We start from the raw sequence: 19,099 nt of genomic DNA on the forward strand, positions 1-19,099 counted from the left end.
CCTGTTATTACTTGGCCGCGCAATCCTTGGCGTAGCGGTCGGCGTAGTTTTCGAACACCTTCTGCACGATCTCGGTCTGGAACTTGCCGTCCGCGCGCTTGGCGACCTTGGTCAGGTAGAAGTCCTGGATCGGATAGCCGTTGGTGTTGAACTTGAAGTTGCCGCGCAGCGAGGCGAAGTCGGCCTTCTTCAGGGCGGCGGACACCTTGTCCTTGTCGGCGAGATCGCCGCCGACCGCCTTCACGGCGCTGTCGATCAGGAGCGCGGCGTCATAGGCCTGCATGGCATAGGTGCCGGGCACGGTGTTGTAGGCGGCCTCGTAGCCGGCGACGAACTTCTTGCTCTGCGCATTGTCGAAATTGGGTGCCCAGTTGGCGCCGCCGAACATGCCGACGGCCGCATCCTGCTGCGCCGGCAAAGTGGATTCGTCGACGGTGAAGGCCGACAGCACCGGGACGCTGTCGGCAAGGCCGGCCTGCTTGAACTGCTTGACGAGGTTCACGCCCATGCCGCCGGGCATGAAGGTGAATACGGCGTCCGGCTTCTGCGAGGAGATCTTGGACAGCTCGGGCTGGAAGTCGAGCGTGTTGAGCGGAACGTAGGATTCCTCGACGATCTCGCCCTTGTAGTCGAGCTTGAAGCCGGCGACGGAGTCGCGTCCGGCCTGATAGTTCGGTACCAGCAGGTACATCTTCTTGTAGCCGCGGTCCTGTGCGACCTTGCCGAGAACGGCGTGGACCTGGTCGTTCTGATAGGACGTCACATAGAAATAGGGGCTGCACTCCTTGCCGGCGTAGCTGGACGGGCCGGCATTCGGGCTGATCAGGAAGGTCTTGTTCTCGGTGATCGGGCGGTGGATCGCCTGCAGCATGTTGGAGAAGATCGGGCCGACGACGAAATCGACCTTGTCGCGCTCGAGCAGGCCCTTGGCCTTGGTGATCGCGGCGTCCGGCTTCAGCTCGTCGTCGGCGACGACCACCTCGACCTCCTTGCCGCCCATCTTGCCGCCGAGGTCCTTGATGGCGAGATTGAACCCGTCGCGGACCTGCCCGCCGAGCGCGGCGGCCGGTCCGGACAGGGTGACGATGACGCCGATCTTGATCTTGTCGGCGGCCAGCGCCGGCTGGGCGAACAGGCTCGCAATAAGGCCAACGGCCAGCTTCGAACTCACTTTCATGACAACTCCCCCGGGATGCGGAATTTCAGGCTTATGTTTTTTGCACCTGACCGAATGATGGGTCAGACCGCAGCTTGGCTTCAAGCCTAGTCTGATGACGCCCCCAGCCGCAAGCGAGCTGCTTGCGGAACGGGCAGTTTCGGCACGCATGCAAGCGCCGCGCCAATTGCTTGAAGGTTAAAGGAGTTTCGCCTCTGACCAACCGGCGCAAATGCCGGTACGTTTTTCCTTGCTCCCAGGAGGTCCGGAAGGTCACACTCACGGGCCTCGCCCAATGAGGCTGAACCTGCTCGAATGATTCCGTCCCAAGTGATTCCGTCATGACGCTTGATTCCGAGACCAAGGCCGTCGAGCTGCCCGAGGACCATGCCGAGGAGCTGCGGCTGTGGCTGCGGCTGCTGACCTGCACGACCCTGATCGAGGGCGAGATCCGCAGCCGCCTGCGCGAGCGCTTCGACGTGACCTTGCCGCGTTTCGACCTGATGGCGCAGCTCGACAAGGCGCCTGACGGGATGACGTTGTCCGACGTCTCCAAGCGCATGATGGTGTCGAACGGCAATGTCACCGGGCTGGTCGAACGCCTGGTCGAATCCGGCCATCTCGACCGCCGCACCTCGGACACCGACCGGCGCGTCCAGGTGATCCGGCTGACCAAGCTTGGCCGCGCCGAATTCCGCAAGATGGCGGCCGAGCACGAGACCTGGATCGCCGATATTTTCGGCGATCTCGCGGAGAAGGATGTGCGCGAGCTGATGCGGCTGCTCGCCAAGACCAAGGGATCCGCGCAGAAGGCCGTGCAGCGCCGGCAGGACTGATACGGCCTGACAAGACGCCGCAGGCTCGCCGCCGCGCACGGCAAACGCTCAAACAATTTGCGGGCAGTGCACAATCTTCGGCTCTTCTCCGCTCTTGCGTCCAGATGTTTTAAGTCTAAAATGTTTAGGACTGAAACGTGCCGGGCGTCCTTCCCTTTGAGACAGGAGCGTGTGATGGCCACTGCCGCCAAGGTTCAGCAGCCGGAGAGCGCCAGCGCGCATGCGCACAGCGCCCACGTCGACACTTTCGCTCAGGACAATCTGCCACCGCATGAGCTGTGGCCCGACTTCGTGTTCAGCCGGCCCGAGTTCCAGTATCCGCCGCGGCTGAACTGCGTGACGAATTTCCTCGACCGCTGGGTCGAGGAGGGGCGGGGAGACACGCCCTGCATCATCAGCACCGACGTGAGCTACACGTATCGTGAGCTGCAGGCGCTGGTGAACAAGATCGCCAATGTGCTGGTCGGCAAGCTCGGTCTCGTCCCCGGCGGCCGCGTGCTGCTGCGCTCGGCCAACAATCCGATGATGGTCGCGACCTATCTCGCGGCGATCAAAGCCGGCGGCATCGTGGTCGCCACCATGCCGCTGCTGCGTGCGAAAGAGCTGTCCTATCCGATCCAGAAGGCGCAGATCGCGCTGGCGCTGTGCGACGGCAAGCTCGCCGACGAGATGGAAAAGACCCGCGCGGTCGCGCCCGCACTGAAGCAGGTGGTGTATTGGGGCAACGGACAGCCCGACGCGCTCGAGGCGCTGATCGCCGATGCGAGCTCTGAGTTCACCGCGGTCGACACCGCCTCCGACGATCTCTGCCTGATCGCGTTCACGTCGGGCACGACCGGCGATCCCAAAGGCACCATGCATTTCCACCGCGACATGCTGGCGGTGTGCGACGGCTATGCCCGCAACGTGCTGCGTGCCAGCCAGAGTGACCGCTTCATCGGCACCGCGCCGCTCGCCTTCACCTTCGGCTTCGGCGGCGTGCTGTTTCCAATGCATATCGGCGCGTCCTACGTCGTGTTGGAGAAGACGTCGCCGGACGATCTGCTCGCCGCGATCGAGCGCGACAAGGCCACGATCTGCTTCACCGCGCCGACCGCGTACCGTGCCATGCTGAGCAAGCTCGCAGGCCGCGACATCTCCTCGTTGCGCAAATGCGTCTCCGCCGGCGAGACCCTGCCGAAGCCGACCTACGATGCTTGGCTCAAGGCCACCGGGTTGAAGCTGATGGACGGTATCGGCTCGACCGAGATGCTGCACATCTTCATCAGCGCCGTGGAGGAGGAGATCCGTCCCGGCGCGACCGGCAAGCCGGTGCCGGGCTACGAGGCCAAGATCGTCGACGACGAGGGCCGCGATGTGCCGCCGGGCACGATGGGCCGGCTCGCGGTGCGCGGGCCCACCGGCTGCCGCTATTTCGCCGACGAGCGTCAGCGCAGATACGTCCAGAACGGCTGGAACGTCACCGGCGACACCTATGTGATGGATGAGGACGGCTACTTCTGGTACCAGTCGCGTTCCGACGACATGATCGTGTCGTCGGGCTACAACATCGCCGGCACCGACGTCGAGGCGTCGCTGCTGACCCATCCAGCGGTCGCCGAATGCGGCGTGGTCGGCGCCCCGGACGAAGCCCGCGGCATGGTCGTGAAGGCCTATGTCGTGCTGGCGCCCGGCGCGGAGGGCACGCCGGCGCTGGTGACGGAGTTGCAGGAACATGTCAAACGCGAGATCGCGCCGTACAAATATCCGCGCGCGATCGAGTTCGTGACGCAGCTGCCCAAGACCGAGACCGGCAAGCTGAAGCGGTTTGCCTTGCGGCAGATCGCCCAGTCTGCTGCCGCGTCTGCGGCGGGCACGACCGCGTAGCAGAGACAGGGAGAGACGTTCGTGAGCACGACCAAAGCGCCCACGCTCGCCGTGGTGAAGCAGGATGAGAGCGCGAGCCCGCGCGTGCTGCAGCCGAGCGGCTGGCCGATGCCGAAGGGCTACGCCAACGGCATCAGCGCCGAGGGCCGCATCGTCGTCACCGGCGGAGTGATCGGCTGGGATGCGAGCGAAAAGCTCGCCGATGGCTTCATCGCACAGGTCCGGCAGGCGCTGCAGAACATCGCCGCGATCCTGGCCGAAGGCCAGGCGCGGCCGGAGCATCTGGTGCGGTTGACCTGGTACGTTGTCGACATGGACGAGTATCTCGGCAACCTCAAGGATCTCGGCCGGATCTATCGCGAGATCTTCGGCAGCCATTATCCGGCGATGGCGCTGGTGCAGGTGGTCCGGCTGGTCGAAAAGGCCGCGCGCGTCGAGATCGAAGCCACGGCGGTGGTGCCGCGCTGAAGGTGGCGTCGGCCGGGAGGCGCGCGATCATCTCCCGCTTTGTCGACGTTCACGACCGAGGTCGGGCACGGGCTGACCGGGCCCGGCGACGCATCCGTTTCTCTCTTTGAGCTCGCCATAGCGATCGCCCGTCCTCCGAACAAATGTGGTGGCCGAATGACGTGTCTGCCGGAGAGCGGACGCGGGCTCGCCATGTCGCAGACACGAACCTGTTCGAGCGTGGCGGCCCAGTGGCGGGTGAAAGCAGGGGGCCAAGTTGGACTGGAAACTCTTCGTGACGACGGCGCTGGCCGCCGGCATCGGCGCTGCGGCCGGTGCTTTGGCACTGGCGAGTGCTGGAGGCGGCGGCATCGAGCATCAGGCCGACGCCAAGATGCTGGAGATCGGCGTCGCCATCCTGCGCGAGCCGGCGCGGATGGACGATGATCCGATGCGGTCGTGGGCGGTGCGCGTGGTCGAGAAGAAGTCAGGCGTGAGCTTTACCGACCAGCAGCGCGCGGCGTTGCTGAAGCGGGCGCCGGGCGGAAGATAGCTCCGCGGACGTTGCGTAGGGTGGGCAAAGGCGCGCCCGCAATGCAATTGTTTGTTCGTGTTATATGTTCGCGCCGTGCCCACCGTCCTGCGCGGATGGACTATCGGTGGGCACGCCATCGTGCGGCTTGCGCCGCGCGATGGTTTTGCCCACCCTACGTATTCGAACTCTCGTCATTGCGAGGAGCGTAGCGACGAAGCAATCCAGAGGCGTGGGCGGGACCCTGGATTGCTTCGCTTCGCTCGCAATGACGGGGATAGAGCGGCGGCCTACTGATACGCCGAGACGATGTCGCTCACCGCGCGCTCCAATTGCTGCGCCGTCGCACACGGGCGCACGACGTTGCAGAAGGTCTGGTAGCGCGGCATTTCGGAGTCGCCCCAGCCCCAGGTCATGCGGCCCTCGGGATTGAGCCAGACGACGCGCTTGGCGCGCTCCGAGATGGCTTTCAGGATATCGGCGCGCGGGTCGAGCTTGTTGCTGCGGGCGTCGCCGAGCACGATCACGGTGGTCTGCGGGGTCACCGAGGCCATGAACTGCTTTTCGAAATCGACCAGCGACGAGCCGTAATCGGACGAACCGAAGCCGACCTTTTGCATGATCTCGGCCATCGCCTCCTCGGCGGATTTCTGCTCCAGGATCTCGCTGACCTCGATCAGATGGCCTGAGAAGGCGAACGAGCGGACATCGCTGACGACGTCGTGCAGGCTGTGGATCAGGAGCAGGAAGAAGTCCGAGACCCGGGCGACCGAGCCGGAGACGTCGCACAGCGCCACGATCTTCGGCCGGTCGCGATGTCGCCGCTTCCACGCGGTGAGGAAGGGCACGCTGCCCCACGCGGCGTTCCGCCTGATCGTGCGGCGGACGTCGAGATGGCCGCGGCGCTGCCGCTTGCGCGGTTTGCTGTAGCGCTCCCGCAGGCGGCGCGCGATCTGCCGGATCAGCGCGCGCAACTCGGCGACCTGGCGCGGCTCGATCCGCGACAGCTGGGCGTTGCGCAGGATCTCGTGACGCAGGTTCTCGGTCTCCTCGCGGCCGTACAGCGCCAGGGCCTGCGCGACCGCATCGCGCACGGTGTCGCGCAGGCCGTCGAGCCCGGCCTGCAGCCGCTCGGCCAGCGCCGGATTGGTCTCCGTGAGCGCATCCAGATCGTCGCGTAGCCGCTGGATGCCCATCGTCTCCAGCATGCGGCTGGAGAACAGGCCGCGCTGGGTGAAGTAGCGGATCTCGGACAGCCCGACGGCGCTGGAGGCGTTCGCGATCGCCGCCGAGATGTCGGCGGTGTTCTGCGCGAGCAGCATCTGGGCGAGGGGGCCAAGCTCGGCGTTCGCGTCGCCGCCGGCCGGCTGTCCGGATGGCGGCGTTCCCTGGGCCTCGTTTGATGCCATGTCCTGCGATGCGTCGTCCTTTGCCTCGGCCTGCGCCGGATCGACATGGGCGAAGAACAGGTCGAAGCAGGCGCCGAGCGCCTTCTTCTCGTCCTCGCTCTTGGCGAGCGTCAGCAGCAGGCTGTCGCGGAGCACCGTGCGATCGGCAAAGCCGACGCTGGCCACCGCGCGCATCGCATCGATGCTCTCGGCCGGCGAGACGTGCACGCCCGCGCCGCGCGCCGCTCGGAAGAACCGATGCAGGTTCTCCTGCATGACGCCTACCCGAAGATGTTCTGGCGCTGCGCCTTGGCGACGAAGGTCGTCACCTGCGGCAGCGCCACCTCGATGTCGGACTCGTATTTCAAGAGCACGTTGAGCGTGTCCTTGACCAGCTCTTGGCCGAGCTCGGCTGCCTGCAGCAGCACCAGCACGCGCGCCCAATCGATGGTCTCGCTCACCGATGGCTGCTTCTTCAGGTCCAGTGATCGGATGTCATGGATGAAGGCGACGAGCTGCCGCCGCAGGGTCTGCGAGATGCCGGGGACGCGGCTCGCCACGATGCGCTCCTCCAGCTTCTGCTCGGGGAAGCCGATGTGCAGATGCAGGCAGCGCCGCTTCAACGCATCGCCGAGATTGCGCTCGGAGTTGGAGGTCAGGATCACGGTCGGCGGCTTGGCGGCGGCGATGCTGCCGAGCTCGGGAATCGTGACCTGGAAATCGGAGAGGATTTCCAGCAGCAGCGATTCGAACTCGGCGTCGGACTTATCGATCTCGTCGATCAGCAGCACGCAGCCATTGGGCTCGAGCAGCGCCTGCAGCAGCGGCCGCGGTTCGACGAATTCCTTGGAGAAGAACACGTCGCCGAAATCATGCAGCTGGTCGAGCGCCGCGTGCAAAGTCTGAGCGCCGCCGAGCACCTCGCCGAGCTTGTCCTTCAGGATCTGGGTATAGAGCAGCTGCTTGGCGTATTTCCACTCGTACAGCGCCTTGGCCTCGTCGAGCCCCTCATAGCATTGCAGCCGGATCATCTTCAGGCCGCGCCAGGCGGCGATCGCCTTGGCGAGCTCGGTCTTGCCGACGCCGGCGGGACCCTCGACCAGGATCGGCTTGTCGATCGCCTGTGACAGATAGACGGCGGTCGCGATCTGGCGGCTGGCGATATAGCCCTGCGCGGCGAGGCCAGTTTCGACGGCCGCGATCGAGGCGATGGCTGAAGAGGGGGCCGGGGAATCAGCCACTGACGAAGCTCCGTTTCCTGGTATCAGGACCCGGCGCAGATGTGATCGGCGTTCCGGTCCCTGGACGTTGGCATCAGGGCGAAAACCCTGACTTTTCCTCGCATTGTGTTATGTCCTGGCTACGCGCACCCGGCAGCCCTGTCCAGTGCGCGCGTGGGTGTCTCGGCCGCATGGCTGCCGGTCGCCAGCGGCCGGACCCCTAGAAATCACGCCGAGCGGAATATGAACCGATCCATCCTGCATCTCATCGTCCTCCTGGTCCTCGTGGTCGGAGGCGGCTGGATCATCGGCGCCTCGAACATGCCCGGCGCCTGGTACGGCTCGCTCAACAAGCCCTGGTTCACCCCGCCAGGCTGGCTGTTTCCGATCGCCTGGACGGTGCTCTACATCATGGTCGCGGTGGCCGGCTGGCGGACCTATGAGCGCGTCGTGAGCGGCGCCGTCATGCAGGTGTGGTGGGGCCAACTGGCGCTGAACTTCGCCTGGTCGCCGGTGTTCTTCACCGCGCACCTGATGTGGGCGGCCTTCGCGATCATCGCCAGCATGTTCGTGCTGATCGTGACGTTCATCGTGATGCAGTGGCGCGAGGATCGCACCGCGGCGCTGCTGTTCGTGCCCTATGCGTGTTGGGTGGGGTTTGCGTCGGTGCTGAATTTTTCGGTGAATGTGCTGAACTGAGATGAGGCGGCTGGTGGGGCGGGGCTTGTTCGAGATGCAGCTTCAAACTCCGCCGTCGTCCCGGCGAACGCCGGGACCCATAACCACCGGCTTTCGTTGTCGAAGAAGAAAGACGACGCACAGCCTTTTCCGACAATCAGCCGTCCGCGGTATGGGTCCCGGCGTTCGCCGGGACGACATCGATGGGTGTGGTAAGCGGCTGGGCTTGTCCTCGACTGACATTCGCGGCCTCCTCCCATGAACCTCAAACAGCTCGAATATTTCGTGCAGGTCGCCGAGCTCGGCTCGTTCAGCAAGGCCGCCTCCGTGCTCGACGTCGCGCAGCCGGCGCTGTCACGGCAGGTGCGGGCGCTGGAGTCCGAATTGAAGCAGCAGCTGTTCGCGCGCAACGGCCGCGGCGTGGCGCTGACGGAGGCCGGCAAGCGGCTGCTCGATCACAGCGTCGGCGTGCTGCAGCTGGTGGCGCATGCGCGCGAGGATCTCGGCGCCAGCCGCGATGCGCCGGTCGGCCGCGTCACCATCGGACTGCCGCCGAGCATCGCGCGGCAACTCACGTTGCCGCTGATCGATCGCTTCCGCAAAGAGTACCCGGCGGCGCGGCTGGCCGTGGTCGAGGGCCTGTCGACGCATGTCGTCGAGTGGGTCACCACGGGACGCATCGATGTCGGAATGGTCTACAATCCGGAAGCACAGGCCGGCATCGAGATCACGCCAGTGCTGCAGGAGCCGCTGGCGCTGGTCAGCCATGCGCCGAAAGGCAAGCGCCGCGTCACCGCGCCGCTGCCAATGGCCGAGTTGTCACGTTACCAGCTGATCATGCCGGAGCGGGTGCACGCGATGCGGCGGCTGCTGGAGACGCAGGCCGCGCTCGCCGGCATCAAGCTCGACATCGCCTGGGAGGTGTCGAGCGTGCCCTCGATCATCGATCTGGTCTGCGCCGGCTACGGTCACGCCGTGCTGACGCCGAGCGGCGTCGCGGCCTCGGGACGCGCCGGCGAGCTGGCCATCCGGCCGCTGACAGAGCCTGCCCCGACCAGCGTGCTGTGCTTCGTGACGTCTGCCCACAAGCGACCGACGCCGCTGGCGCAGCAGACGATGAAGTTGGCGACGGCGCTGATCAAGAAACTGCCGCGGTAGCTTCGGCGTCGCTCAGAGAGCTTCTAGGCGCGTTTGTTTGGGGCGACACATTGGGGCGCGGACGGTGCGCTCCCTCTCCCCGTTCTTCACGGGGAGAGGGTTGGGGTGAGGGGCAGCCGCGCGGGGAGTGCGTGCCGTTAGACCTGTACCCCCTCACCCGGATGGCATCTGGCGATGCCATCCGATCTCTCCCCGCAAGCGGGGCGAGGTGCACGAACAAGCCGCACGAGGCTACGTTCCACTTCTTCCAGACCCATTCTAAATTCAGCATGGCTCATCTGATATCCTATTCCGTTTCGGAATAGCTGATAGAAGCCCCCCGGCGCTGGCGCGGGTCGGCGCGCTCGTTCACATACCCAGCCAAGCCGCCGAAGCAGCAGGAACCTATCGCGCGAGGAACGTGCGCCTGCCGACCTCGGTCACTGCGCCAGAACAGCACCCAAGGAAAGCAGAAGCGATGCCAACGACCGGCCGTGTCGACGTCCAGGCCTTTCTCGACGATCACCCGTTTTCCGCCCTGCAATGGCTGATTTTCGCGCTGGGCTTTGCAATCTTGCTGCTCGACGGCTTCGACACGGCCGCGATCGGCTTCATCGCGCCATCGCTGCTCAAGGAGTGGGGCATCGAGAAATCGGCGCTGGGGCCGGTGCTGAGTGCGGCGCTGTTCGGGCTTGCCGCCGGCGCGCTGCTCGCCGGTCCCGTGGCCGACCGTCTCGGCCGCAAGCTGGTGCTGGTCGGCTCTGTGCTGATCTTCGGCATCGCCTGCCTCGCCTCGGCCTTCGCGACCAACCTGACCGAGCTCACCGTGCTCCGCTGCGTGACCGGCATCGGCCTCGGCGCGGCCATGCCCAATGCGGTGACGCTGTTCAGCGAATATTGCCCGGGCCGGATGCGCGCCACGATGACCAATCTGATGTTCTGCGGCTTCCCGCTCGGCGCGGCCTGCGGCGGCTTCCTGGCCGCGTGGATGATCCCGCAATGGGGCTGGCGCAGCGTGCTGGTGCTCGGTGGCGCCGCGCCGCTGGTGCTGACCGTGCTGCTGATCGCGATCCTGCCGGAGTCCGTCCACTATCTGCTGTCGCGCGGCGCCAGCGTGGAGCGCGTCCGCAAGGTGATGCGCCGGATCTCGGCCGCGGCCTCCGAGGTCGGCCAGTTCGTGATGCTCGAGCCGGAGCACGCCGAGACCACCCGCCGCGTCAACGCCACCGGCATCGGCATGGTGCTGTCGCCGGTGCTGCGCATCGGCACGCTGATGCTGTGGGTCACCTATTTCATGGGGCTCGTGATCTTCTACTCGCTGATCAACTGGATGCCGGTCCTGTTCAAGGACGTCGGGCTCAACCCGCAGACCGCGACCTTGATCTCGGCGCTGTTCCCGCTCGGCGGCGTCGGCGCGGTGTTCTTCGGCGTGCTGATGGACCGGTTCAACGCCAACCGGATCGTCGCGGTCGGCTATGCGCTGACGGCGGTGACGATCTTCCTGATCGGGCAGGCGGCCGGCAACATGGGCTTCCTGGTGGTGATCGTGTTCGTGGCCGGCGTCGTCATGAACACGGCGCAATCGTCGCTGCCGGCGCTGGCCGCCGCCTTCTACCCGACCCAGGGCCGGGCCACCGGCGTTGCCTGGATGATGGGCATCGGCCGGTTCGGCGGTATTGCCGGCTCGTTCCTGGTCGCCGAGCTGACCGCGCGGCACCTGACCTTCAGCGCAATTTTCACCGTGATCGCAGTTCCCGGCTTGATCGCGGCGCTCGCCCTTGTGGTAAAGCAGATCGTGGGACCGGGCGGCCGCGCCAGCGGCAAGGATGTCGGCAGCCCCGTGGTCGCGCATTGAGCGGCGCCCCGGAAGACAGAGAATCTTGAGGGAGAGACTGACGTGATCATCGACGTGCACGGCCATTACACGACGGCTCCGAAGGCGCTCGAAGAGTGGCGCAACCGGCAGATCGCGGGCATCAAGGATCCCTCCGTCATGCCCAAGGCGTCGGAGCTTTCGATCAGCGACGACGAGCTGCGCGAGAGCATCGAGAGCAACCAGCTCAAGAAGATGAAGGAGCGCGGCAGCGACCTCACCGTGTTCTCGCCGCGCGCGAGCTTCATGGCTCACCACATCGGCGACTTCCAGGTGTCCTCGACCTGGGCCGGCATCTGCAACGAGCTGTGCTACCGCGTCAGCAAGCTGTTCCCGGACTATTTCATCGGCGTCGCAATGCTGCCGCAGTCGCCGGGCGTCGACCCCAAGACCTGCATTCCCGAGCTGGAGAAATGCATCAACGAGTACGGCTTCGTCGGCATCAATCTGAATCCGGATCCCTCTGGCGGTCACTGGACCTCGCCACCGCTGTCGGATCGGCACTGGTATCCGATCTACGAGAAGATGGTCGAGCTCGACATCCCCGCGATGATCCACGTCTCGACCAGCTGCAACGCCTGTTTCCACACCACGGGCGCGCATTACCTCAATGCCGACACCACGGCATTCATGCAGTGCCTGACGTCGGACCTGTTCAAGGACTTCCCGACCCTGAAGTTCCTGATCCCGCATGGCGGCGGCGCGGTGCCGTATCATTGGGGCCGGTTCCGCGGCCTCGCCCAGGAAATGAAGAAGCCGTTGTTGAAGGATCACCTGCTCAACAACATCTTCTTCGATACCTGCGTGTATCACCAGCCGGGCATCGACCTGCTGACCGGCGTGATCCCGATCGACAACATCCTGTTCGCGTCGGAAATGATCGGCGCCGTCCGCGGCATCGATCCGGAGACCGGCTTCTACTACGACGACACCAAGCGCTACATCGAGGCCGCCAAGCTGACCCCCGAGCAGCGCCACCAGATCTATGAGGGCAATGCCCGGCGCGTGTTCCCGCGGCTCGACGCCGCGTTGAAGGCCCAGGGCAAGTGAACTAGGACATCGCGATGAGCACCCCCATGAACAATCTCGGCATCGTCAAGAAGAGCATCACCCGCGCTGACAAGGCCGCGGTCGAGAAGCTGTCCAAGTTCGGCGTCGCCACCATCCACGAGGCGATGGGCCGGGTCGGCCTGATGCAGTGCTACATGCGGCCGATCTATCCGACCGCGAAGATGTGCGGCACGGCGGTGACCGTGCTGCTGCAGCCCGGTGACAACTGGATGCTGCACGTTGCAGCCGAGCAGATCCAGCCCGGCGACGTCGTCGTGGCGGCTTGCACGGTCGAGAACACCGACGGCTTCTTCGGCGATCTGCTGGCGACGAGCTTCCGCGCCCGCGGCGCCCAGGGCCTCGTCATCGATGGTGGCGTCCGTGACGTCACCGATCTCACCGAGATGCAGTTCCCGGTGTTCTCGCGCGCGATCTCGGCGCGCGGCACGGTCAAGGCGACGCTCGGCTCGGTCAACATTCCGGTGGTCTGCGCCGGCGTCGCGGTCAATCCGGGTGACGTGATCGTTGCCGATGTGGACGGCATTGTCGTGGTGCCGGCTGCGGTCGCACATCAGGCAGCGGACGCTGCCGCTGCGCGCGAGGCCAACGAAGCCGACAAGCGCGAGAAGCTCGCGTCCGGCGTGCTCGGCCTCGACATGTACAAGATGCGCGAGCCGCTGGCGAAGGCCGGGCTCAAATACATCGATTGAGCCGAGATGACGGCGGCGTCGAACTCAAATCCCTCGAACCGGTGGCATGTCGGGCTGATCGGCTACGGCGAGGTCGGCAAGATCCTCGCCGAGGATCTGCGCAAGGACGGCGTGCGCGTCTCCGCCTATGACTTGAAGCTGGCGGACAGCCGCGGCGACGCGATGCGCAGCCATGCCGACAGCATCGGCGTGACGCTCGCGGCCTCGCATGCCGAGCTGGCGGCGCAGGCCGACTTCATCGTCTCCGCCGTGACCGCCAGCCAGGACGTGTCGGTGGCGGAAGCCTGCGCGCCGACGATCAAGCCCGGCGCCTGGTTCCTCGACTTCAACTCGGCCTCGCCCGGCGCCAAGCAGCGCGCGGCCGCGTTGATCGACGGGGTAGGCGGCCGCTACGTCGAAGGCGCGGTCATGACCTCGGTGCCGCCGTATCGCATCAAGGTGCCGCTGCTGCTCGGCGGCGCCGGCGCGCGCGAGCTGGCGCCGCTGCTCAACGATCTCGGCTTTGCCGCCAAGCCCGCCAGCGACAAGCTCGGTGTGGCCTCGGCGACCAAGATGTGCCGCAGCATCATGATCAAGGGTCTCGAGGCGATGGTGATCGAGAGCTTCACCACCGCGCGCGCCTATGGCGTCGAGGATGCGGTTCTCGCCTCGCTGAAGGAGACGTTCCCCGGCATCGACTGGGAGAAGCAAGGCGCCTATTTCTTCCAGCGCGTGATCGAGCATGGCCGCCGCCGCGCCGAGGAGGTACGGGAGGTCGCCGAGACCGTGCGCGACATCGGCCTGACGCCGTGGTCGGCGGACGGCACGGCCGAGCGCCAGGCCTGGGTCGCCGATCTCGCCGATGACGGCCTGTTCGGCACGCGCGGCACCAAGGAATTCGCGCGCAGCGCGGACTGGCGCACCGAGGCCGATCGCATTCTCAATAAGATCAAATCCAAGGAGTAGGGAACCTCATGGAGTTCCAGAAGACCCCGGGATGGCTCGACTGGTACGACGGTCCGTCGAAGCCGCGCTTCAAGGTGCCGGCCGGCAGCGTCGACGCGCATTGCCACGTGTTCGGTCCCGGCGCCGAATTCCCCTATGCGCCCGAGCGCAAGTACACGCCGTGCGATGCCTCCAAGCACCAGCTCTATGCGCTGCGCGACCATCTCGGCTTCGCCCGCAACGTCGTCGTGCAGGCGACCTGCCACGGCGCCGACAACCGCGCGATGGTCGATGCGCTCGTGCATTCCAACGGCAAGGCCCGTGGCGTCGCCACTGTCAAGCGCAGCGTCACCGACGCCGAGCTGAAGGCGATGCACGATGCCGGCGTGCGCGGCGTCCGCTTCAACTTCGTCAAGCGCCTGGTCGACTTCACGCCGAAGGACGAGCTCGTCGAGATCGCCAACCGCATCAACAAGCTCGGCTGGCATGTGGTGATCTATTTCGAGGCCGTCGACCTGCCGGAGCTGTGGGACTTCTTCACGTCACTGCCGACAACAGTGGTCGTCGACCACATGGGCAGGCCCGACGTGACCAAGCCGGTCGATGGTCCCGAGTTCGAGCTGTTCGTGAAGTTCATGCGCGAGCATTCCAACGTCTGGTCCAAGGTGAGTTGCCCGGAGCGGTTGTCGGTCGCAGGACCGCGGGCGTTGAACGGCGAGCAGAACGCCTATCGCGACGTGGTGCCGTTCGCCAAGCGCATCGTCGAGACCTTTCCGGATCGCGTGCTGTGGGGCACCGACTGGCCGCACCCGAACCTGAAGGACCACATGCCGGACGACGGCCTGCTGGTCGATTTCATTCCCCACATCGCCGTCACCGCGGAGCTGCAGCGAAAACTCCTGGTCGACAATCCGATGCGGCTGTACTGGCCCGAAGAATCCTAAGAGGAGGGAAGCGATGTCGCTCGACAAACCCTATACCGACGTTCCCGGCACGACCATCTTCGACGCGGACATGTCGCGGATGGGCTATCACCTCAACCAGTTCTGCATGTCCTTGATGAAGGCCGAGAACCGCGCCCGCTTCAAGGCCAATGAGCGCGCCTATCTCGACGAATGGCCGATGAGCGAGGAGCAGAAGCAGGCGGTGCTCGACCGCGACCTCAACCGCTGCATCGCGCTCGGCGGCAACATCTACTTCCTGGCCAAGATCGGCGCGACCGACGGCAAGAGCTTCCAGCAGATGGCTGGCAGCATGACCGGCATGACCGAAGAGCAGTATCGCGACATGATGGTGAAGGGCGGCCGCTCGATCGAGGGCAACCGCTACACCGGGGAGAAGAAGTAAATGGCAAAAATCTCCGCAAGCGTTTTCACCTCGCACGTTCCGGCGATCGGCGCCGCACTCGACCTCGGCAAGACCGGCGAGGACTATTGGAAGCCGGTGTTCGCCGGGTATGATTTCGCCAAGCAGTGGGAGAAGGAGCAGAAGCCGGACGTCGTGTTCCTGGTCTTCAACGACCACGCGACCGCCTTCAGCCTGGACATGATTCCGACGTTCGCGATCGGCACTGCGGCCGAGTATCAGCCGGCCGACGAGGGCTGGGGCCCGCGCCCCGTGCCGAAGGTGATCGGGCATCCGAAGCTCGCCGCGCACATCGCGCAATCGGTGATCCAGGACGATTTCGATCTCACCATCGTCAACAAGATGGACGTCGATCACGGCCTGACTGTGCCGCTCAGCCTGGTGTTCGGCCAGGTCGATGCCTGGCCGTGCCCGGTGATCCCGTTCGCCGTCAACGTGGTGCAGTATCCGGTGCCGTCCGGCCGCCGCTGCTTCATGCTGGGCAAGGCGATCCGCAAAGCGATCGAGAGCTATGACGAGCCGCTCAACGTGCAGATCTGGGGCACCGGCGGCATGAGCCACCAGTTGCAGGGCCCGCGCGCCGGCCTGATCAACCGCGAATGGGACAACGCCTTCCTGGACAAGCTCATCAACGATCCCGAAGGCCTGTCCAAGGTGCCGCATATCGACTACGTGCGCGAGGCCGGCAGCGAGGGCATCGAGCTCGTGATGTGGCTGATCGCGCGCGGCGCCATGAGCGACGTCAACGAGGCCAAGAAGGGCAACGCGCCGACCGTGCGTCATCGCTTCTATCATGTGCCGGCCAGCAACACCGCCGTCGGCCATGTGATTCTGGAGAACAACTAAATGGCTAAGACGATCAAGGTCGCGCTCGCCGGCGCCGGCGCCTTCGGCATCAAGCATCTCGACGGCATCAAGAACATCGACGGCGTCGAGGTGGTGTCGCTGGTCGGCCGCCGCTTCGACCAGACCAAGGAAGTCGCCGACAAATACGGTATCAAGCACGTCTCGACCGAACTCGCCGACAGCCTCAAGCTGCCGGAGGTCGACGCGGTCATTCTCTGCACCCCGACGCAGATGCATGCGGCGCAGGCGATCGACTGCCTCAAGGCTGGCAAGCATGTCCAGGTCGAGATTCCGCTCGCCGACTCCCTGAAGGACGCGCAGCAGGTCGTCGAGCTGCAGAAGCAGTCCGGGCTGGTCGCGATGTGCGGCCACACAAGGCGCTTCAATCCCAGCCATCAGTACGTGCACAAGAAGATCAAGGCGGGCGAATTCCACGTCCAGCAGATGGATGTGCAGACCTACTTCTTCCGCCGCACCAACATGAACGCGCTGGGCCAGCCGCGCAGCTGGACAGATCACCTGCTGTGGCACCACGCCGCGCATACCGTCGACCTGTTCGCCTACCAGGCGGGCTCGCCGATCGTGAAGGCCAATGCGGTGCAGGGACCGATCCATCCCAATCTCGGCATCGCGATGGACATGTCGATCCAGCTCAAGGCCGCCAATGGCGCGATCTGCACCTTGTCGCTGTCGTTCAACAATGACGGCCCGCTCGGCACCTTCTTCCGCTACATCGGCGACACCGGCACCTACATTGCCCGCTACGACGATCTGGTGAACGGCAAGGAGGAGAAGATTGACGTCTCCAAGGTCGACGTCTCCATGAACGGCATCGAGCTGCAGGACCGCGAGTTCTTCGCCGCGATCCGCGAGGGCCGCGAGCCGAACGCCTCCGTCGCCCAGGTGCTGCCCTGCTACCAGGTGCTGCACGATCTCGACGAGCAGCTCGCCAAGGGCTGATACGTCCTCCTCCTCGCGCGTTCGGCGCGCGGGGAGGGTCTCTTCAGGCGGCAGCCGCCGCTGCGCCGATCTACGGCGCCTTGGACGGCTTCAGCTTCGGCAAGGTCGCGACGATCTTCTGCTTGCCGTCGACGATCTCGGCCAGGAAGCTCTCGCGATCGATGTCGCCGTTCTTGTCCCAGCTGGCTTCCATCAGCATCCCCGGTGCCTTGTCGGGCGTCAGCGTGAGGCCCTTCATGGTGGCGCCGAAAGCCTGGCGGTCGAACTTGCCGATCGTCTCGGTCACATACTTGATCAGATACACGGCCGTGTAGCCCTTGATGCCGTTGTGGTCGGGCCAATAGCGGTAACGATCGTTGAACTTCTTTGCGAAGGCCTGGATCGCCGGAACAGGCGCATCGGCGCTGAGGCCGACATGGCCGCGCACGCCGTTGGCGGCGGGGCCCGCCAGCTCGACGACCTTCTGGCTCAGCAGCGTGGTCTCGCCGAACAGCGGCACGGTCAATCCCTGGCGTTTGGCCTCGATGAGGAAGCGCGCGCTTTCCTCCTCGTTGGTGTAGACGAAGACGGCGTCGGTCTTGACGTTCTTCAGCTTGATCACGTCGGAGCCGAAATCGACCTGGCCCTGCTCGGTCGACAGGTCCGAGACGACCTCGATCCCGCGCGTCTTCATCTCCTTGACGAAACTGTCGCGGCCGCCCTTACCGAAATCGTTGTTGACCCAGACGACAGCGACCGACTTCACCTTCAACTGGTCGTGCAGATAGTTGGCGATCTTCGGCATGCTGAACTGCTGGCCGAAGGCGGTGCGGAAGATCCAGGGATTGCCCTGCGTGGTGATGTCGGCCGCCTCCGCGCCGACGATCTGCGGCACCTCGGCCTGCTGGGTCAGCGCCATGTTGACCTTGACCGAGCCGGAGTAGATCGGGCCCAACACGACGTAGGGCTCGCGGTCGAGCACCTTCTGCACCTGCGCGCGCGAGACACCCGGATTGCTCTGCGTGTCCAGATGCTCGGTGGTGATCTTGCGGCCAAGAATGCCGCCGGCGGCGTTGATCTCGTCGATGGCAAGGGCGACACCGTCGCGCCAGTTGGTGCCCGACACGGCGCCCGGACCCGAGAGCTCCACGACATCGGGAATGTACACGGTGTCTTCGGCGCGGGCGAAGCCCGTACAGAGCGACATGGCCAGCGCCACACCGCCGAGTAATTTGAGATCCATCATGACGTCCTCCCGATGTTCTTTTGTTTATGCTGATTCAGTCGAAGTCTCTGTCAAGCCCAGCAGCCGCAACGGCGTGCGCCAGAGCAGGCGGTGCTGATCGGCTGGATCTGGAAAGATCTCGCTCACTCCCGCGAGCAGTGGTCCGTAGTCGAGGCGTTCGGGTGCGCGCAGGAACGGCCAGTCGGAGCCCCAGACGCAACGGTCGAGGGTGAAGGCATCGACCAGCGCGCTGATGAACGGCCATGTGTCGGCGTAAGGGTAGGGCTGGCGCGCGAATTTGTAGTAGCCCGACAGCTTCACGACGGCATCGCGCTCCCGGCCGAGCGCAAGCAGCGCCTGGAATGACGGGCGCTTCAGGCCGTCCTCGACGACCGGCCGGCCGCAATGGTCGAACACGAGGCGGGCCTTCGACCGTTCGATCAGCGGCAGCAGGTCGAGCAGTTGATCGCCCTCGATCTGGACCTGCAGGAACAGGTCCAGATCGGTGAGCTTCTCCAGCAGCGGTGCCGCGTCGCGGTAGTAGTCGCTGCCGTGAAACGGCACGTTGAAGGCGATGCCGATGACGCCGGCCGCCTTGAGGCGTTCCAGCTCTTTGATGTCGACGTCCTTCTCGACCACAGCGACGCCCTTGAACCGTCCATTGCCATGCCTGAGCGTGTCGAGCAGGATACGGCTGTCGGAGCCATAGCCCGAATTCGTCGCGACGATCAGCGCGTGCCTGACGTCGAAGACGTCGAGCACGCGGATGAGATGTGCTGCGGGGGCGATCTCCTGGCCGGTCGGACGGTAGGGCGTGTCGGGCGCGTAGGGGAAGCGCGCGGGATCGATCGCGTGGATGTGGCAGTCGATCCTGGGACCCGTCGGCAGTGTCATCATCAAGCGCTTT

General features: G+C 65.2%; 19 protein-coding genes. 14 read left to right on the top strand and 5 right to left on the bottom strand.

What is annotated here, in order from left to right; translation table 11 throughout:
* Positions 1-7: 7 nt before the first annotated feature.
* Positions 8-1,177 carry an ABC transporter substrate-binding protein gene (locus tag ACQR07_RS24360; protein WP_434904667.1) on the bottom strand — a complete coding sequence of 390 codons (1,170 nt, stop codon included), beginning with the start codon at positions 1,175-1,177 and terminating at the stop codon, positions 8-10.
* Positions 1,178-1,497: 320 nt separating this feature from the next.
* Between ACQR07_RS24360 and ACQR07_RS24365 the strand changes: the two genes are divergently transcribed.
* The 4 genes from ACQR07_RS24365 (at position 1,498) to ACQR07_RS24380 (ending at position 4,858) form a co-directional block, all read left to right on the top strand.
* A complete protein-coding gene (locus ACQR07_RS24365; protein ID WP_434868083.1) occupies positions 1,498-1,992 on the top strand; it encodes a MarR family winged helix-turn-helix transcriptional regulator in 495 nt (164 codons plus the stop codon).
* A 174-nt stretch (positions 1,993-2,166) separates the two neighbouring features.
* Complete coding sequence (locus tag ACQR07_RS24370; protein WP_434904668.1) at positions 2,167-3,858, top strand: benzoate-CoA ligase family protein; 1,692 nt, start codon at positions 2,167-2,169, stop codon at positions 3,856-3,858.
* A 21-nt stretch (positions 3,859-3,879) separates the two neighbouring features.
* The gene (locus ACQR07_RS24375) at positions 3,880-4,326 is read left to right on the top strand and encodes a RidA family protein (protein ID WP_434904669.1); all 447 of its coding nucleotides are present in this window, start codon (positions 3,880-3,882) and stop codon (positions 4,324-4,326) included.
* Between the two features lie 256 nt (positions 4,327-4,582).
* Positions 4,583-4,858: a hypothetical protein gene (locus tag ACQR07_RS24380; protein ID WP_434868086.1), complete on the top strand. Its 276-nt coding sequence runs from the start codon at positions 4,583-4,585 to the stop codon at positions 4,856-4,858.
* A gap of 269 nt (positions 4,859-5,127) precedes the next feature.
* Here the strand turns inward: ACQR07_RS24380 and ACQR07_RS24385 are convergent, their stop codons facing one another.
* Together ACQR07_RS24385 and ACQR07_RS24390 are read right to left on the bottom strand one after the other, a co-directional pair.
* Positions 5,128-6,501, bottom strand: a complete 1,374-nt coding sequence (locus ACQR07_RS24385) for a vWA domain-containing protein (RefSeq protein WP_434904670.1) — start codon at positions 6,499-6,501, stop codon at positions 5,128-5,130.
* A gap of 5 nt (positions 6,502-6,506) precedes the next feature.
* Complete coding sequence (locus ACQR07_RS24390; RefSeq protein ID WP_434904671.1) at positions 6,507-7,466, bottom strand: AAA family ATPase; 960 nt, start codon at positions 7,464-7,466, stop codon at positions 6,507-6,509.
* Positions 7,467-7,730: 264 nt separating this feature from the next.
* Between ACQR07_RS24390 and ACQR07_RS24395 the strand changes: the two genes are divergently transcribed.
* The 10 genes from ACQR07_RS24395 to ACQR07_RS24440 all read left to right on the top strand — a co-directional run bounded on the left by ACQR07_RS24395 (position 7,731) and on the right by ACQR07_RS24440 (position 16,988).
* On the top strand, positions 7,731-8,144 hold the full coding sequence (locus ACQR07_RS24395; protein ID WP_434904780.1) for a TspO/MBR family protein: 414 nt from the start codon (positions 7,731-7,733) through the stop codon (positions 8,142-8,144).
* Between the two features lie 237 nt (positions 8,145-8,381).
* Positions 8,382-9,281, top strand: coding sequence for a LysR family transcriptional regulator (locus tag ACQR07_RS24400; RefSeq protein ID WP_434868091.1), 900 nt, complete (start codon positions 8,382-8,384; stop codon positions 9,279-9,281).
* A gap of 457 nt (positions 9,282-9,738) precedes the next feature.
* Positions 9,739-11,115 (top strand): MFS transporter, encoded by a 1,377-nt coding sequence (locus ACQR07_RS24405; protein WP_434904672.1) that lies wholly within the window; start codon positions 9,739-9,741, stop codon positions 11,113-11,115.
* Between the two features lie 42 nt (positions 11,116-11,157).
* Positions 11,158-12,183, top strand: coding sequence for an amidohydrolase family protein (locus ACQR07_RS24410; protein ID WP_434904673.1), 1,026 nt, complete (start codon positions 11,158-11,160; stop codon positions 12,181-12,183).
* Positions 12,184-12,197: 14 nt separating this feature from the next.
* Positions 12,198-12,893 (top strand): 4-carboxy-4-hydroxy-2-oxoadipate aldolase/oxaloacetate decarboxylase, encoded by a 696-nt coding sequence (gene ligK / locus ACQR07_RS24415; RefSeq protein ID WP_434904674.1) that lies wholly within the window; start codon positions 12,198-12,200, stop codon positions 12,891-12,893.
* 6 nt (positions 12,894-12,899) lie between these two features.
* Positions 12,900-13,838 (top strand): DUF1932 domain-containing protein, encoded by a 939-nt coding sequence (locus ACQR07_RS24420; protein ID WP_434904675.1) that lies wholly within the window; start codon positions 12,900-12,902, stop codon positions 13,836-13,838.
* An 8-nt stretch (positions 13,839-13,846) separates the two neighbouring features.
* Positions 13,847-14,761, top strand: a complete 915-nt coding sequence (locus ACQR07_RS24425) for an amidohydrolase family protein (RefSeq protein WP_434904676.1) — start codon at positions 13,847-13,849, stop codon at positions 14,759-14,761.
* A gap of 13 nt (positions 14,762-14,774) precedes the next feature.
* Complete coding sequence (gene ligA / locus ACQR07_RS24430; RefSeq protein ID WP_434904677.1) at positions 14,775-15,164, top strand: protocatechuate 4,5-dioxygenase subunit alpha; 390 nt, start codon at positions 14,775-14,777, stop codon at positions 15,162-15,164.
* The gene (locus ACQR07_RS24435; RefSeq protein ID WP_434904678.1) at positions 15,165-16,028 is read left to right on the top strand and encodes a class III extradiol dioxygenase subunit beta; all 864 of its coding nucleotides are present in this window, start codon (positions 15,165-15,167) and stop codon (positions 16,026-16,028) included.
* Positions 16,029-16,988, top strand: coding sequence for a Gfo/Idh/MocA family oxidoreductase (locus ACQR07_RS24440; RefSeq protein ID WP_434904679.1), 960 nt, complete (start codon positions 16,029-16,031; stop codon positions 16,986-16,988).
* Positions 16,989-17,058: 70 nt separating this feature from the next.
* Here the strand turns inward: ACQR07_RS24440 and ACQR07_RS24445 are convergent, their stop codons facing one another.
* Positions 17,059-18,210, bottom strand: coding sequence for an ABC transporter substrate-binding protein (locus tag ACQR07_RS24445; protein WP_434904781.1), 1,152 nt, complete (start codon positions 18,208-18,210; stop codon positions 17,059-17,061).
* A gap of 27 nt (positions 18,211-18,237) precedes the next feature.
* Positions 18,238-19,086, bottom strand: coding sequence for an amidohydrolase family protein (locus ACQR07_RS24450; RefSeq protein ID WP_434904680.1), 849 nt, complete (start codon positions 19,084-19,086; stop codon positions 18,238-18,240).
* Between the last annotated feature and the right edge of the window lie 13 nt (positions 19,087-19,099).

Origin of the sequence: Bradyrhizobium sp. HKCCYLS20291 (genome assembly GCF_051167715.1) — a bacterium.
In the GTDB taxonomy this organism is placed as follows: Bacteria; Pseudomonadota; Alphaproteobacteria; order Rhizobiales; family Xanthobacteraceae; genus Bradyrhizobium.